15 protein-coding genes and 1 tRNA gene are annotated in these 15,511 nt (G+C 70.4%); 11 read left to right on the plus strand and 5 right to left on the minus strand.

All coding sequences use genetic code 11. The features are described from left to right. Positions 1-6: 6 nt before the first annotated feature. The 4 genes from ELI80_RS01875 to ELI80_RS01890 all read right to left on the minus strand — a co-directional run bounded on the left by ELI80_RS01875 (position 7) and on the right by ELI80_RS01890 (position 4,803). A complete protein-coding gene (locus ELI80_RS01875; protein WP_236641280.1) occupies positions 7-1,311 on the minus strand; it encodes a glycosyltransferase family 4 protein in 1,305 nt (434 codons plus the stop codon). Next, positions 1,308-2,852 carry a GMC oxidoreductase gene (locus tag ELI80_RS01880; RefSeq protein WP_236641281.1) on the minus strand — a complete coding sequence of 515 codons (1,545 nt, stop codon included), beginning with the start codon at positions 2,850-2,852 and terminating at the stop codon, positions 1,308-1,310. Before ELI80_RS01880 ends, ELI80_RS01875 begins: the two co-directional genes overlap by 4 nt. Positions 2,853-3,002: 150 nt before the next feature. After that, the gene (locus tag ELI80_RS01885; RefSeq protein WP_136649289.1) at positions 3,003-3,806 is read right to left on the minus strand and encodes an undecaprenyl-diphosphate phosphatase; all 804 of its coding nucleotides are present in this window, start codon (positions 3,804-3,806) and stop codon (positions 3,003-3,005) included. A gap of 1 nt (position 3,807) precedes the next feature. Then, positions 3,808-4,803 (minus strand): complex I NDUFA9 subunit family protein, encoded by a 996-nt coding sequence (locus ELI80_RS01890; RefSeq protein ID WP_136649290.1) that lies wholly within the window; start codon positions 4,801-4,803, stop codon positions 3,808-3,810. A 257-nt stretch (positions 4,804-5,060) separates the two neighbouring features. On the opposite strand from ELI80_RS01890, the gene ELI80_RS01895 reads away from it, so the two are divergent. After that, positions 5,061-5,145, plus strand: a tRNA-Leu gene (locus tag ELI80_RS01895). Between the two features lie 310 nt (positions 5,146-5,455). Beyond that, positions 5,456-6,337, plus strand: coding sequence for an alpha/beta fold hydrolase (locus ELI80_RS01900; RefSeq protein WP_136649291.1), 882 nt, complete (start codon positions 5,456-5,458; stop codon positions 6,335-6,337). A 53-nt stretch (positions 6,338-6,390) separates the two neighbouring features. Here ELI80_RS01900 and ELI80_RS01905 read toward each other — a convergent pair whose 3' ends face one another. Next, positions 6,391-6,933 (minus strand): sugar O-acetyltransferase, encoded by a 543-nt coding sequence (locus tag ELI80_RS01905; protein WP_136649292.1) that lies wholly within the window; start codon positions 6,931-6,933, stop codon positions 6,391-6,393. 131 nt (positions 6,934-7,064) lie between these two features. Between ELI80_RS01905 and ELI80_RS01910 the strand changes: the two genes are divergently transcribed. From ELI80_RS01910 to lptB, 9 genes are all read left to right on the plus strand, one after another. Next, positions 7,065-8,228: an AI-2E family transporter gene (locus ELI80_RS01910; RefSeq protein ID WP_136649293.1), complete on the plus strand. Its 1,164-nt coding sequence runs from the start codon at positions 7,065-7,067 to the stop codon at positions 8,226-8,228. A gap of 64 nt (positions 8,229-8,292) precedes the next feature. Continuing rightward, on the plus strand, positions 8,293-9,216 hold the full coding sequence (locus ELI80_RS01915) for an SDR family oxidoreductase (protein ID WP_136649294.1): 924 nt from the start codon (positions 8,293-8,295) through the stop codon (positions 9,214-9,216). Positions 9,217-9,330: 114 nt separating this feature from the next. Next, positions 9,331-10,749 (plus strand): cytochrome ubiquinol oxidase subunit I, encoded by a 1,419-nt coding sequence (locus tag ELI80_RS01920; protein ID WP_136649295.1) that lies wholly within the window; start codon positions 9,331-9,333, stop codon positions 10,747-10,749. Then, a complete protein-coding gene (gene cydB / locus ELI80_RS01925; protein WP_136649296.1) occupies positions 10,749-11,762 on the plus strand; it encodes a cytochrome d ubiquinol oxidase subunit II in 1,014 nt (337 codons plus the stop codon). Before ELI80_RS01920 ends, cydB begins: the two co-directional genes overlap by 1 nt. A 160-nt stretch (positions 11,763-11,922) precedes the next feature. After that, positions 11,923-12,537, plus strand: coding sequence for a ribonuclease D (locus ELI80_RS01930; protein WP_136649297.1), 615 nt, complete (start codon positions 11,923-11,925; stop codon positions 12,535-12,537). A gap of 10 nt (positions 12,538-12,547) precedes the next feature. Then, on the plus strand, positions 12,548-13,492 hold the full coding sequence (locus ELI80_RS01935) for a KpsF/GutQ family sugar-phosphate isomerase (RefSeq protein ID WP_136649298.1): 945 nt from the start codon (positions 12,548-12,550) through the stop codon (positions 13,490-13,492). Further along, on the plus strand, positions 13,492-14,070 hold the full coding sequence (locus ELI80_RS01940; protein WP_136649299.1) for a hypothetical protein: 579 nt from the start codon (positions 13,492-13,494) through the stop codon (positions 14,068-14,070). The genes ELI80_RS01935 and ELI80_RS01940 overlap by 1 nt, the downstream gene beginning before the upstream one ends. A 22-nt stretch (positions 14,071-14,092) precedes the next feature. Then, positions 14,093-14,611 carry a lipopolysaccharide transport periplasmic protein LptA gene (gene lptA / locus ELI80_RS01945; RefSeq protein WP_136649300.1) on the plus strand — a complete coding sequence of 173 codons (519 nt, stop codon included), beginning with the start codon at positions 14,093-14,095 and terminating at the stop codon, positions 14,609-14,611. Continuing rightward, positions 14,611-15,411, plus strand: coding sequence for an LPS export ABC transporter ATP-binding protein (gene lptB / locus ELI80_RS01950; RefSeq protein WP_136649301.1), 801 nt, complete (start codon positions 14,611-14,613; stop codon positions 15,409-15,411). Before lptA ends, lptB begins: the two co-directional genes overlap by 1 nt. The last annotated feature ends 100 nt before the right edge of the window (positions 15,412-15,511 follow it).

Here is a 15,511-nt window from a genome sequence, read left to right on the forward strand (position 1 = left end):
CCTCGATCAAACTACCGTGTGGACTTGGTCGGAAGCAACTGAAGATGCGATTCGGATCACCTGTGCGGCCTTTGCGTCCCACTGGAAATCGCGCTGCACCCGCGCGCGCGCGGCCGCACCCAGCGGCGGCAGGACCGAGGGGTCGGCGGCGATGCGGTCCAGAAGCGCCCGCAGCCCCGCCACGATGTCCGCGGCCTGGCCCATCGGGACCTTGAAGCCCACCTCGTCGTCCACGAGTTCGCCCGGCCCCGCGTAGTCCACGACAACCGGAACCAGGCCCAGCGCCATCGCCTCCAGCACCGCGCCGCCGCCGAATTCGCGGATCGACGGGAACAGCAGCATCTGGCTTTGCGCGGCCACGTCCTGCACCTGCCGGTGGTCCAGCCAGCCGTGGAACGTCACGGCGCCGTTCAGTCCGGCGCCCGCCACCTGCGCTTCCAGCGCGGCGCGTTCGCTGCCGTCGCCGATGATGTCGAACCGCATCCGCCCGTCGGCCAGCAGGGGCGCTGCGGCCTCGATCGCCATGGCCACGCCCTTGAGCGGCACCAGCCGGCCGATGAAGCAGGCGCGCAGCGGCAGGGTGCCGGGTTGATCGGCGACGGCGCGGAAGCGGGCGGGGTCGATGCCGTTTTCCGGAAACAGCATCGCCTTGTGGCGCAGGTCGGCCGGGATCTCGTTAAGCGCAAAGTTCGACCCGCACAGGATCACGTCGCAGGCTGCGAGCATCCGCCGGCGGGCGGGGCGCAGCTTGTGGATGCCGCGCAGCGACGACAGCCATTCGCGCTCGCGCCGGCGCGTCGTCTCGAACCCCTTGGGCCAGGGCACGCCGCCGTTGATGGGGCCGAGGATGAACGGCACCCCCGCCGCATGCACCCGCTGGGCGAGCGGGCCCACCGCGGTCGGCGAGACCGGCGTGATGCGGTGGACCACGTCGAATTCGCCCGACCGGATGCGGTCGCCAAAGGCCTTCCACACCAGCCGCTCGAAATAGGGATAGGTGAGCGACGTCATGGCCGCGAGCGTGGTCCAGCCGCCCTTCCTGCCGAGGCTCATCGCCTCGGCCAGGCGCCACAGCGGCTTTTCCAGCCTTTCGGTGTCGATGGCGGTGAAGTCGCGTCCCTCGACCATGCCGGCGCGCAGGAAGGCGTCGCGGTTGCGGACCTGGGTCACGATATGGGCGTCGGTCCGCGCCGCGATTGCGGAGGCCAGCGACCAGCCCACCAGCGGCACCGATGCCCATTCGGGGTTCGCGGCCTCTGCGACCAGCAGCATGCGCGGGCGCGGGGCGAAGGTCGGCGTTTCGTCGGTCATGCGGCTGCCAGCACCCGGTCGGCCACGCGCAGGCTGTTGGCAAGGATCACCAGCCCCGGGTTCACGCCGGTCGAGGTCGGCATGAACGATGCGTCGGCAAGGTACAGGTTGCGCAGCCCGTGGACCCGGCAATCCGCGTCCAGCACGCTGGTCCTGGGGTCGGCCCCGAACCGGGCCGTGCCGCAGGCGTGGCCGAAGTTCAGTTCCACATCGTCGTTCAGGAAGAACCAGCGCTGGCCGTTCAGCATCCTGCGGATCGACGTGCGGAACTGCTTGCGGCGGGCCGCAAGCTCGGGCGTGACGGCGTAGTCGATGCGGGGCGGGGCGGACGGATCGGTGCCCGGCAGCACGCGGTTCTGGTTGTAGGGCAGGTCTTCCAGGATGCCCACGAACACCCGCGCGCTGCCCAGGAACATCGCCGCAACCCAGGCGGGCACGCGCAGCAGCGGCCGCATCGGTCTGGCCCACCGCATCCAGCCGCTGTCGAAGCGCGCGCGCAGGTGCATCAGCACGTTGCCATAGTCGGCCTGCAGCCCCATCGACTGCACCAGCCCCATGCGCTGCCCGCCCTGCAGGTACAGGTCTCGCAGCGCCAGCGACTTCGCCGGGAACCCCAGCGCGGCCCGGCCGTCCGGCCACACGGCCATCCGCTCGGACAGGTGGAACATCAGCCCGCGGCCGACCAGTCCGCTGCGGTTGCCGATGCCGTCCTGCCAGTCCTCGGACCGCGAGGCGAGCAGCAGCTGCGCCGACGCCAGCGACCCCGCCGCGAGGATCACCCGGTCGGCGGTCAGCGTCATGTCCTGCCCGTCGCGGCGCACCACGACGCGGGAGGCGAGCGGGCCGTCCGTCTCGATCCGCTGGGCGGTCCAGCCGGACAGCAGCGCGCCGCGGCCGGTCTTCACCGCGTGGTTCAGCGGCCGCCGGGCATCGGCCTTGCAGTTGCGCAGGCATTCGCGGCCGATGCATTCCGCACAGCCGCGGTCGAAGCCGATGCCGAGATGCGCGCGGTAGGGGTGGAAGCCGCGGCGGATCAGCCCCGCCTCGATCAGCGCGTCGCCGGGACACAGCGGCGGCGGCGCGCGCATCGCGCCCTCGTGGAAAAGCGAGAGCGGATCGTGGGTGCCGCAGACGCCTGCGGTCTTGCGGGCCATGTCGAAGTAGGGCGCGAAGCTGTCGTAGCCCACCACCCAGCCGTGGGTCGGGTGCGGGATACCCGGCACCTCGTCCAGGTCATGGCGTTCGGGTTGTTCCAGCGACGCCGCATAGATGACCGAGGTGCCGCCCACGGCCGCCACCGTCGTCTGCACCCGGCGGACGGAGCGACCGTTCAGGCTGACCTCGGCTTCCAGCTGTTCCAGCGGCGTGGGCTGGCCGTTCACGGGGGCGGCGCCGCGGTCGACGAACAGCACCTTCATGCCCGCGTCGACCAGCCGGTCGCCGGCATGGGCGCCCCCCAGCCCGGTTCCGATCACGATTGCATCCCAGCGGACGGCGTCCACGGCTTGCGTGACCAATTCGTTCCCCAATGCGGACAACATGTCCGAACGCCATGCGGCCTAAACGCTGCAGAACGGCGTTCTCGCCCTGCAGCCACTCAGACAGCGGCGTTAGCACACCCGCATCTTCTTGCGAAGATTTTTGTTATAGGGATGGTTAACGGGGCCATCAACCAACCAGCGCCTGGCGGTTCAGGATCCCGCCGCCAGCGCCACCAGCACCACCGCGCCCACGACGATCCGCCACCACGCGAACAGCCCGTAGCCGCGCGCGGAAACATAGTCGAGCAGCCAGCGCACCACGAAGATCGCGGTGATGAAGGCGCAGACGAAGCCGATCGCCACGTTCCCAAGGGCCGCCGCGTCCAGGATGCCGCGGTTCTTGTAGAGGTCATAGGCGAAGGCGCCCGCCATCGTCGGCATCGACAGGAAGAAGCTGAACTCGGCCGCTGCGCGCTTGCTTGCCCCCATCAGCAGCGCGCCGACGATGGTGGCGCCCGACCGCGACACGCCGGGGATCATGGCAAGGCACTGGATCGCGCCGATGCCCATGGCGCGGGGCAGGGGGATGTCCTCGGCCTCGGCGAAGCGCGGCGCGGTCGCCATCCGGTCCACGAACAGCAGGACGACACCGCCCAGGATCAGCATCACGGCGATCAGCGCCGGGGTCTCGAACAGGACCGTCTTGATGAAGTCGTGGGCGATGACGCCCACCACCACGGCCGGCAGGAACGCCACCAGCACCGACAGGATGAAGCGGCGCGCCCGCGGATCGTGCGGCGCGGTCGAGAAGATCCGCCACAGCCGCCCGGCATAGACCCCCAGGATCGCGAGGATCGCGCCGAGCTGGATCAGCACCTCGAACGCGCGGCCGGGGGAATCGAAGCCGAGGAAGTGGCCCGCCAGAAGGACGTGCCCGGTCGAGGAGACGGGGATGAACTCGGTCAGCCCCTCGAGCACGCCGAGAAGCGCGGCGACGATCGTGGATTGCTCCATCTCAGAAGTCGCGCAGCGACTTGGCGGAATCCTTGATCGCCTCGTACTGGCCCGAGGGGCGGAAGCGCCACAGGTAGCTGGGGATCACCGCGCCGGAGGCGGTCGGCGTGATGCCCACGTCCTCGAAGCCCAGGATCTCGCCCTGGCGGGGGACGGCGACGTTGTGGCGCCGCAGCGTGACCGCCTGATCGTGGGTCATCACCCGGTTCGTGATCAGCCCGCCGGTCGCCCATTGCGCCGCGTCCAGCGCGCGGCCCAGCGCGCCGGCCAGGAAGCCGGGCATCCCCACGATGATGCGGCGCCGGCCGGTCACGTCCAGCACCTGCCGCGCGACGTCGCGCATGGTCATCACGTCGGGCCCGCCCAGTTCATAGATGCCGCCGGGCGCCTCGCCCGCCGCGCACATCGCCGCGACCTTCGCCACGTCGTTCACGAACACGGGCTGCACCTTGCTGGACGGCGCGGGGACGAACAGGAACAGCCCCAGGCGGCTCATCCCGGCGATCTTGTTGTAGAGCCCGTCGCCATGCCCGAACATCACCGACGGCCGCAGCACCGCCGCGTCGGGCCGGTGCATCAGGACGGAAATCTCGCCCCGGCCCTTGGACGCGGCGTACCGGCTGGGGCTGTCCTCGTCGGCGCCGATGGCCGAGATGTGGACCATGCGCGGGATCTGCATCTCGGCCGAGATCCTGGCGACGCGCATCGCCGCCTCGTCGTGGATCATGTCGAAGGTGTTCTTGCCTTCGCGGACCAGGATGCCGACGCAGTTGATGACCGCGTCCGCATCCGCCATCGCGGCCCGGACCGAGAGATCGTCGCGGACGTTGCAGGGCACCGGCTGGACCTGGCCCACGGCGCCGTAGGTGCGCACGAACAGCGCCTCGTCGGGCCGGCGGACGGCGACGCGGACGCGCCAGCCCCGGGCCGCCATGATCCGGGCGATCTGCCGGCCGAGAAAGCCCGATCCGCCGTAGATGGTGACCAGTTTCGCCATGGGTAAGCCCCTTGCATTGCCCGCTGCGTGCTGCGTCCGCTGATAGCGAACCCCCGCGACGGCATCAAGCGCGGGGGATGCGGCAGGCTGGCGCGGGCTGCAGGCTGCTCCGGACAGCTCCGCGACGGGGCGGGGCGGGCGCGAAGGCGGGCGGCGATGAGGGCGGGCGGCTGGCGGCGCAAGATTCTGCGGCGATCCCTGCCGACCCCTGTTGACACCCTCCGCGGCTCTCTCTAAATCCCGCCCTCACGCAACCGGCCCAGGTGGCGGAATTGGTAGACGCGCACGGTTCAGGTCCGTGTGCCGCAAGGTGTGGAGGTTCGAGTCCTCTCCTGGGCACCATTGCAAAGCAAACCCCGGGGATCGATGGATCTCCGGGGTTTTCTTCTTTTCTCGGTTCGGTTGCCTCATCCGGGCAGCCATCGGGCTTGCCGGTCGGGCGCCGGGACGCCTTTAGTCCATCCTCTCGTCGTGAAGGCGGCGCCAGACCGACAGCCCGCCGTGGCCGCCTTTTCAGTCTGTCGCGTGCCGCAACGCGGGCGCACCCGGGCCCCGCAGGCCGCGCGTGAACGCGATCCTGCAAGCCAGACGGGGCCGCATCATCCGTCTGGACGCCGCGGAACCGCGCCTGCGTGCAGGCTGTTGATGGCGCATGACCCAGGCCGAGATCATGCAGCCGGGATGGAACAGCCGCTTCCAGACGGTGAACGGCGTCAACCTTCACGTCGTCGAGGCCGGGCCTGCCGGCGGGCGTCCTTTGATCCTGCTGCACGGCTTCCCCGAGTTCTGGTGGGCGTGGCGCAGGCAGATCCAGCCGCTGGCGGATGCGGGCTTCCGCGTGATCGTGCCCGACATGCGCGGCTACAACCTGAGCGAGGCGCCGCAACGGCTGGCCGACTATCACCTCGACGTGCTGGCAAGTGACGTCACGGCGCTGGCGTCGGCGCTGGGGCACGACCGCTTCGACCTGGTCGGGCATGACTGGGGCGGCGTCGTCGCCTGGTGGGTCGCCGTGCGCGACCCAAGCCGGGTGCGCCGCCTCGTCATCATGGACGCGCCGCATCCCGACGTCTTCGCCGGGCAGATCCTGCGCCACCCCACGCAGGCGCTCCGCAGCGCCTACGCCATGTTCTTTCAGCTTCCCTGGCTGCCCGAGGCGACGCTGGGCGCCTTTCGCTTCGCGGGCCTGCGCAAGATGATGGCGGCAACCGCCCGCGACGGCGCGTTCGAGGACGGCGACCTCGACCACTACGTCCGGGCATGGGAACGGCCGCGCCGCTTCACCGCGATGCTGAACTACTACCGCGCGCTGCGGCGGCGCAAGCCGCACGGCAAGTCGCGGGTGACGCCCCCCACGCTGGTCCTGTGGGGCGCCGAGGACAGCGCGCTCGAGGTCGGCGTCGCGCGCGAGAGCGTGAAGCTTTGCGGCGACGCCCGGCTCGAGGTGCTGCCGGACGCGACCCACTGGCTGCACCTGGAAGAACCCGAATGGGTGGTCGATCTGATCCTGGATCACCTGCAGCGCGATGGCTGAGGGCGGCCGAGAAGCCGCCGGAAATTGCGGGGCTGGGCGGCCGGGGCGGGCGGTTAGGCCCGCCGCCCCACCGGACGGGCCGGGTTGCCGGCGACGGTCGCGCCGGCTTCCACGTTGCGGGTGACCACCGCGCCCGCGCCCACGATCGCGCCGTCGCCGATCGTGATCCCCGGCAGGACGATCGCGCCGGCCCCGATCCAGACATCCGCGCCGATGCTGATCGGCCGCCCCGATTCCAGCCCGGTCGCGCGCTGGCCCGCGTCGCGCGGGTGGTCGGCGGTCAGCACCTGCACCATCGGCCCGATCTGGGTGCGCGCGCCCACCCGGATCTCTGCCACGTCAAGGAACACGCAGCCGTAGTTCAGGAAGCATCCCGGGCCGAAGTGGATGTGGCGTCCGAAATCGACGTAGAAGGGCGGCCGGATCGTCGCGCCGTTCCACGTTCCCAGCAGTTCTTCCAGCACCCGCTGGTCGTCGCCGTCCACGCTGTCGCCGATCCGCCGGGCGAGCCGCTGCGCGCGGGCGCGCATGGCGACAAGGTCGGGGTCGTCGGCGCGGTAGTCCTGTCCCGCGATCATCCGGTCATACTGCGTCATGGCAAGCGGCCTTCTTCGGTTTTCGTCCTGCGCCAACGCGGCGGGGCGCGGAACGGTCGCCGCCCCGGCGCAAGTTCGCGTGAAAAGGGTTTGTTCCTGCGCGCTTGCGTCGTGGCCGGGCGGCGGGCAACATGCCGCGGATCAACCCCCCGGGAACCTCTGCCATGCTGGTCGTCCTGAACCGTCGGATCCTGATCGGCGTGGCCCTGGCCGTCCTGGCGGTCCTGTTCGCGCGCCAGCTCGGCACCGTGCTCCTGCCGTTCGTCCTGGGCTCGGCGCTGGCCTACTTCCTCGATCCGCTGGCCGACCGGCTGCAGCGGATGCGGATGTCGCGCGCGGGTGCGGTGGCGATCATCGCGCTGATCATGGTGTCGATGCTGACGGCGGCGATCCTGCTGCTGCTGCCGACGCTGCTGGGCCAGATCCGCCAGGCGGTCGAGGCGCTGCCGAACGCGGTGCGGAACGGGTTCGACTTCCTGATGGCGCGCTTTCCCGAAATGATGGAGGACGGCGGCTTCCTGCGCCAGATCCTGACCGACCTGACCGAGCGCATCCGCCAGAGCGCGCTGGCCATGCTGGGCGGCACGCTCAACACCGTCATCAGCGCGGTCACGGCGGGGTTCCTGTTCGTGGCCACGATCACGGTGACGATCTACCTGCTCTACGACTGGGACCGGATGATCCGGGGCGTGAACCGGCGGCTTCCGCTGGCGCACGCGCCGATCATCCGCCGCATCGCGGGCGAGATCGACGACGTGCTGACGGGCTTCGTGCGGGGGCAGGTGATCGTCGGCGCGCTGCTCGCCACGTTCTATTCCACCGTGCTGATGGCGCTGGGGCTGAACTACGGGCTTCTGATCGGGATCGCCTCGGGGATCCTGAACTTCATCCCCTATCTCGGCTCGTTCTCGGGCTTCTTCCTCGCGACCGGCGTGGCGCTGGTGCAGTTCTGGGGCGACTGGTGGCGGGTCGCGGTGGTGGGGGTGCTGTTCGTCCTGGGCCAGGTCGTCGAAGGCAACGTCATCACCCCCCGCATCGTCGGCGACTCGGTCAAGCTGCACCCGGTCTGGATGCTGCTTTCGCTGGCGAGCGGCGGCGCGCTGTTCGGGTTCGCGGGGCTGCTGCTGGCGGTCCCCCTGGCCGCGTCGCTGGGCGTGATCGTGCGCTATCTCGACGCGCTCTACCTGGTCCGGCTGCGCCGCGAGGGGCGGGCAAAGGGCGCGCCCGAGGCGTCGCTGCCCCAGCCGGCGAAGCGCAGGCCCGGGCGGCGCGCGCGGCCGACAATCGCTCGCTGAACCGGAACGGCGGGCGCGCCCGGGCGTTGGTGGGCGAAGTCATGATGCCCGAAAGGCCGACCCCATGTCATCCAAGGAAAAGACCGATCCCGTCATTCCGCCCTACCGCTCGGGCGCCATCGCCGACCCCGACCTGCCGCTGAACCCCTATTCGGACGAGCAGCAGAAGTGGCCGGGGCTTGCCGAGGAGATGAACCCCAAGCCCGACCACGGCGAGACCAGCTACAAGGGCCACGACCGGCTGAAGGGCAAGCGGGCGCTGCTGACCGGTGGCGACAGCGGCCTTGGCCGCGCGGCCGCCATCGCCTTCGCGCGCGAGGGCGCCGACGTCGCGATCTGCTACCACCCCGACGAGGAAAGCGACGCCAGGACGGTGATCGCGCTGATCGAGGCCGAGGGGCGCAAGGCCGTCGCCGTTCCCGCCGACATCCGCGACGAGGCGGCGGCGCGCAAGGTCGTCGACGACGCGGTCAGGGCGCTGGGCGGGCTTGAGATCCTGGTCCTCAACGCCGGCCGCCAGCAGGCGCAGGAATCGATCCTCGACATCACCTCGGACGCATTCGACGCGACGATGAAGACCAACATCTACGCGCCGTTCTGGATGACCCAGCAGGCGCTGCCGCACATGAAGAAGGGCGCCTCGATCATCGTGACGGCGTCGGTCAATTCCTACACCCCGTCGGCGCATCTGCTGGACTACGCGATGACCAAGGCCGCCGACAAGGCGTTCGCGCAGGGGCTTGCGAAGCAGCTCGCGCCCAAGGGCATCCGCGTGAACGCGGTGGCGCCCGGGCCGTTCTGGACCGCGCTCCAGGTTTCGGGCGGGCAGCCGAAGGAAGACCTGCCCGAGTTCGGCGCCGACACGCCGCTGGGCCGCGCGGGCCAGCCGGTCGAGATCGCGCCCATCTACGTCCTGCTGGCCAGCGACGAGGCGAGCTACATCACCGGCGAGGTCTATGCCGCGACCGGCGGCAGCGGCACGGGCTGACGGCCGGACGGCGGCAGGGCGCGGCGGACAATCTGCCGCGCCCCGGCAGGCTGGACAAAACCGCGTCCGGCCCGCACCTTCCACGCATCCATCCATCCGGTGCAAGGGGGGGACATGCTCGACCAGCTTGACGCCGTGCTGCTGGCGCGCCTGCAGTTCGCTTTCACGATGTCCTTCCACATCGTGTTCCCGTCGTTCACGATCGGGCTGGCCAGCTTCATCGCCGTTCTTGAAACGCTGTGGCTGTTCACGAACCGCGAGGTCTACCACAACCTGCTGAAATACTGGATGCGCGTCTTCGCCATCGCCTTCGGCATGGGCGTCGTGTCGGGCATCGTGATGTCCTACCAGTTCGGCACCAACTGGTCGGGGTTCAGCGAGATCGCGGGCCCGGTCGTCGGGCCGCTCATGGCCTACGAGGTGATGACGGCCTTCTTCCTCGAAGCGGGGTTCCTGGGCGTGATGCTGTTCGGGACCGACCGCGTGGGCAAGGGCCTTCATGCCTTCGCGACCTACGCGGTGGCGATCGGCACGCTCATCTCCGCCTTCTGGATCCTGTCGGTGAACAGCTGGATGCAGACGCCGCAGGGCCATGTCATGGACGCGGACGGGCAGATCCTGCCGGGCGACTGGTGGGCGATCATCTTCAACCCCTCGCTTCCCTACCGGCTCGTCCACATGGTGCTGGCGGCCTACCTCACCACCGCGCTGGTCGTGGGGGCGTGCGCCGCCTGGCACATGCTGCGCCGCCGGGCGCAGGAGGAAAGCCGCGTCATGTTCTCGATGGCGATGTGGATGCTGCTTCTGGTGGCCCCGATCCAGATCTTCGCCGGCGACCAGCACGGGCTGAACACGCTGGAACACCAGCCGACCAAGGTCATGGCGATGGAGGGGCATTTCGAAAGCCACGACAACGGCGCGCCGCTGTACCTGTTCGGGCTGCCCAACATGGAAACGGGCACGCTCGACCACGCGGTGGGCATCCCCAAGCTCGGCTCGCTGATCCTCAAGCACGACCTGAACGCGCCGATGCCGGGGCTCGACAGCGTCCCGCGCGACCTGTGGCCGCCGGTGCCGATCGTGTTCTGGTCGTTCCGGCTGATGGTCGGGATCGGCCTTGCCATGCTGGCGCTGGGTCTGTTCAGCGGGATCGCGCGGCTCAAGGGCCGGCTGTATGACTGGCCCTGGCTGCACCGCGCGGCGCTGGTGATGGGCCCCTTGGGCTTCGTCGCCGTGCTGGCCGGCTGGGTCACGACCGAGGTCGGCCGCCAGCCCTTCGTCGTCTACGGTGTCCTGAAAACCATCGACGCGGTGTCGCCGGTGGCGGCGCCCGCGGTCGGCGCGTCGCTGATGGCCTTCATCGTGGTCTACTCGGCGGTGTTCATGGCGGGCACGATCTACATGCTGCGGATCATGTCGCGCCCGCCCCACGACCACGAGCCCGGCCCCGCGCGCGAGATCCCGCAGCGCGCCGCCGGCATCACCCCCGGGGGCGCCGTGGGCGCGACCGGGGCCGGACGGGGAGCGCGCTGATGGGCCTGGGCTTGACGCTGGACATGACGACGGTGATGGGCCTGATCGTCGTGTTCTCGGTCTTCCTCTACGTCGTGATGGACGGGTTCGACCTTGGCCTCGCGATGCTGTTCCCGTGGGCGCGGGGGGACGACCGCAACACCATGGTCAACACCATCGCCCCGGTCTGGGACGGGAACGAGACGTGGCTCGTCCTCGGCGGGGGCGCGGTGTTCGCGGCCTTTCCGATCGCCTACGCGATCCTCCTGCCCGCGCTCTACGCGCCGATCACGATCATGCTGCTGGGGCTCGTGTTCCGCGGCGTGGCGTTCGAGTTCCGGTTCCGCAGCGCCCGGCGCGGGCGGCTGTGGGACGCAAGCTTCGTCGGCGGGTCGGTGGCCGCGTCGTTCATGCAGGGCGTGGCGCTGGGCGCGGTCCTGCAGGGGGTGACGGTGGTGGACCGGCAGTATGCGGGCGGCTGGTTCGAGTGGCTGACGCCGTTTTCCGTCCTCTGCGGGGTCAGCGTCGTCGTGGCCTACATGCTGCTGGGCGCCTGCTGGCTGATCCTCAAGACCGAAGGCCACCTGCGCGACGATGCCTATCGCTGGGCAAGGTTCCTGCTGTTCCTGACGCTCGGCGCGATCGTGCTGGTCAGTCTCGCAACGCCGTTCCTGCTGGGCGAGTACTGGCAGCGCTGGTTCGAGTGGCCGACCATGGCCCTGACCGCGCCGGTCCCGGTCCTGGTGGCGCTGGTCGCCCTTGCGCTGCTCCGCACGCTCGCCGCGCGCCGCGACTACTGGCCGTTCCCGCTGGCGCTGGCGCTGTTCGCCCTGTGCTTCGCGGGGCTGGGCGTGTCGGTCTATCCCTACATCGTCCCCGGGACGCTCACCATCTGGGAGGCCGCCGCACCCGAAAAGAGCCAGGCGTTCTTCATGGTGGGCGTGGTGCTGCTGATCCCGGTGATCCTCGTCTACACCGGCTATTCCTACTGGGTCTTCCGCGGCAAGATCGGCGCGGATGCGGGGTATCACTGATGGGGCGGAAGCTCGCGTGGTTCGTGGGGCTGTATCTCGCGGGGCTGGGCACGATCACGGTGGTCGCGGCGGTGCTGCGGTTCTGGATCGGGGCGTGAGCGCGCATTGACGCCCGCCGCCCGCAGGCGCAAACCGTCCCGGACCGCGAGAAGGGGCCGCCATGACCATCCATCTTTACCGCAACGACCTGCCTGACGGGCTGGATCTCGGCCCCGTCGTCGCCATCGACACGGAAACGATGGGCCTCGACCCGCGCCGCGACCGGCTGTGCCTTGTCCAGCTGTCGTCGGGCGACGGCGACGCGCATCTGGTGCAGATCGCGAAGGGCCAGACCGAGGCGCCGAACCTGACCCGGATGCTCGCCGATCCGGGCGTGCTGAAGCTGTTCCATTTCGGTCGCTTCGACATCGCCGCGATGTACCAGGCGTTCGGGGTGCTGACCGCGCCGGTGTGGTGCACCAAGATCGCGTCCAAGATGATCCGCACCTACACCGACCGGCACGGGCTGAAGTACCTGCTGTCGGACCTCGTGGGCGTGGACGTGTCCAAGCAGCAGCAGACCAGCGACTGGGGGGCCGAGGTGCTGACCGACGCGCAGAAGGAATACGCCGCATCCGACGTGCTGCATCTTCACGCGCTGATGGCGCAGCTGCAGTTGCGGCTCGAACGGGAAGGGCGGGTCGCGCTGGCGCAGTCGTGCTTCGATTTCCTGCCGACGCGGGCGCGGCTGGACCTCATGGGCTGGGGGGATGACAACGACATCTTCCACCACTAGGTCAGGCCGCATGGCCAGTTACCTCGACACCGCCCGCCGCGTGATCCGCACCGAAGCCGACGCGCTCGCCCTGCTGGAACAGTCGCTGAGCGCCCCGTTCGAGGAAGCGGTGCGGGTGATCCTGGCCGCCACCGGCCGCGTCGTCGTGTCCGGCATGGGCAAGTCGGGCCATGTCGGGCGCAAGATCGCGGCGACGCTCGCCAGCACCGGCACGCCCGCGCAGTTCGTCCACCCGGGCGAGGCGTCGCACGGCGATCTCGGCATGGTCACGCGGGGCGACGTGGCGCTGGTGCTGTCCAACAGCGGCGAGACGCCCGAGATCGCGGACATCGTCGCCCACACCCGCCGGTTCGAGATCCCGCTGATCGGGGTCGCTGGGCGCGCGGGGTCCACGCTGCTGCGCCAGTCCGACGTGCCGCTGCTGCTGCCGCAGGCGCCCGAGGCGTGCGGGACGGGCATCGTGCCCACCAGTTCCACCACCATGACGCTGGCGCTTGGCGACGCCCTTGCCGTCGCGCTGATGGAACACCGCCGCTTCACGCCCGAGCATTTCCGCACCTTCCACCCCGGCGGCAAGCTGGGCGCGCGGCTCGCGACCGTGGCCGACCTCATGCACGCCGAGATGCCGCTGGTCGACGAGGCAACGCCGATGACCGAGGCGCTGCTGACGATCAGCCGCACCGGCTTCGGGGTGACGGGCGTGGCGGGGCCCGACGGCCGCCTTGTCGGGATCATCACCGACGGCGACCTTCGCCGCCACATGCAGGGGCTGCTGGACCACACGGCGGCCGAGGTGATGACCCGCAACCCGCGCACCATCTCGCCCGACGCGCTGGCCGAGGCGGCGCTGGCGCAGATGCAGGAAAACAAGATCACGACGCTGTTCGCCGTGCGCGAGGGGCGGCCCGCGGGCATCCTGCACATCCACGACTGCCTGCGCGCCGGGATCGTCTGATGCGAAGCGCCGGCCGCCTGCGCAGCCGGGTCGTCCGCGCCCTGCGGGTGCTGCTGCCGCTGGCGGCGCTGGGGGTCCTGTCGGTGCTGTTCCTCCTGGCCCGCAACCCCTCGCCCGAGATCGCGATCCCCTATGTCGAGGCGGACGGATCGGACCTGACGCAGCGCAGCGGCATGACAGCCCCGCGCTTCGCCGGGGTCAGTTCCGACGGCGCCCGCGTGACCCTGAGCGCGGCGCGCGCCGATCCTTCGGGCGAACGGGCGAGCGCCGAGGATCTGGCGCTGGAATGGGCGGCCCCCGACCTGACCGCGACGCTGCGGGCGGGTTCGGGCACGGTCGATGGCGACACGATCCGGCTGGACGGGGGCGCGCGGATGACGACCTCGACGGGATGGACGCTCAGCGCACCGTCCTTCACCGCCGACACCGCCGCCAGCCGGATCACCGCGCCCGCCGACGTGCAGGCCAGCGCGCCCTTCGGGACGGTCGAGGCGGGCTCTCTCAGCCTGTCGCGGCGCGAGGACGGCGACCACGTTCTTGATTTGAACGGCGGGGTCCGTCTGCTATATCGCCCCTGACCCCATGGAAGAGGTGGCCTTCATGCCGCTGCAGACGTTCCGCGCCACGATCCTGTCGGCGCTGCTGGCCGCGGCGGCAGCGGGCCCGGTTGCCCTTGCCGCCCCGGCCGCCGCGCAGCAGTCCGTGGGCTTCGGCGCGGCCGCCACCGACCCGAACGCCCCGGTGCAGGTGGAAGCCGACAGCCTGCAGGTGAACCAGATCACCGGCGAGGCGACGTTCACCGGCAACGTCGTGATCGGCCAGGGCGAGATGCGCCTGTCGGCCGCCGAGGTCACGGTCGTCTACGCCGCTGGCGGCAACGAGCGCATCAGCAGCCTGCGCGCGACCGGCGGCGTGACGCTGGTCAGCGGCCGCGACGCGGCCGAGGCGCAGGAAGCGGCCTACGACGTCGAGGCGGGGACGGTCGCGCTGACCGGCGACGTGGTGCTGACGCAGGGACAGAACGTCCTGTCGGGACAGCAGGCGACGGTGGACCTGAACACCGGGGCGGCCAACATCACGGGCCGGGTCCGCACCGTCCTGCAGCCCGGCGGCAACTGATGGACACCAGGGCGGACCCGGCGGGCCCCGCGCGGGGGGGCCGCGCGCGCGACGATCTGCCCGCTCGGGACGGCTCGGCCGGGCTGCGCATCGACAGCCTGCGGAAATCCTATCGCAACCGGCCCGTGATCCGCGACGTGTCGCTGCGGCTGGACCGGGGCGAGGTCGTGGCCCTGCTCGGACCCAACGGTTCGGGCAAGACCACCTGCTTCTACTGCATCGCCGGGCTGATCCTGCCCGACGCCGGCCGCGTCGTGATCGAGGGGCGGGACGCCACCCGCCTGCCGATGTACCGCCGCGCGCGGATGGGGATCGGCTACCTGCCGCAGGAAATGTCGATCTTCCGCGGCCTGACGGTCGAACAGAACATCATGGCCGTGCTGGAGGTGTCGCAGAAGTGCGCGCACCGCCGCCGCGACCTGCTGGAGGAACTGCTCGGCGACTTCTCCATCGGCCACCTGAGGAACGCCCCTGCGCTGGCCCTGTCGGGCGGCGAGCGGCGGCGGGTCGAGATCGCGCGCTGCCTCGCCTCGGACCCGCGCTACCTCCTGCTGGACGAGCCCTTCGCCGGGGTGGACCCGATCGCCGTGGGCGAGATCCGGACCCTGGTCCACGACCTGAAATCGCGCGGGATCGGCGTCCTCATCACCGATCACAATGTCCGGGAAACGCTGGGCATCGTGGACCGGGCCTACATCCTCCACGACGGGACGGTGCTCAAGTCCGGCACCACCGCCGAGATCGTGGCCGACCCCCAGGTGCGCGAGGTCTACCTGGGCGCAGGCTTCCGGATGGTCTGACGGAACAAGCGCCGCGGCTGGTCGTTGACAGAAACGGCGCGACGTCACGTAATGGAAGGGCGGGCGGCATCCCGCCACAGCCCGGGGGGCCGCGCCGCGC

It is taken from the genome of Paracoccus aeridis (assembly GCF_004923205.2).
In the GTDB taxonomy this organism is placed as follows: domain Bacteria; phylum Pseudomonadota; class Alphaproteobacteria; order Rhodobacterales; family Rhodobacteraceae; genus Paracoccus; species Paracoccus aeridis.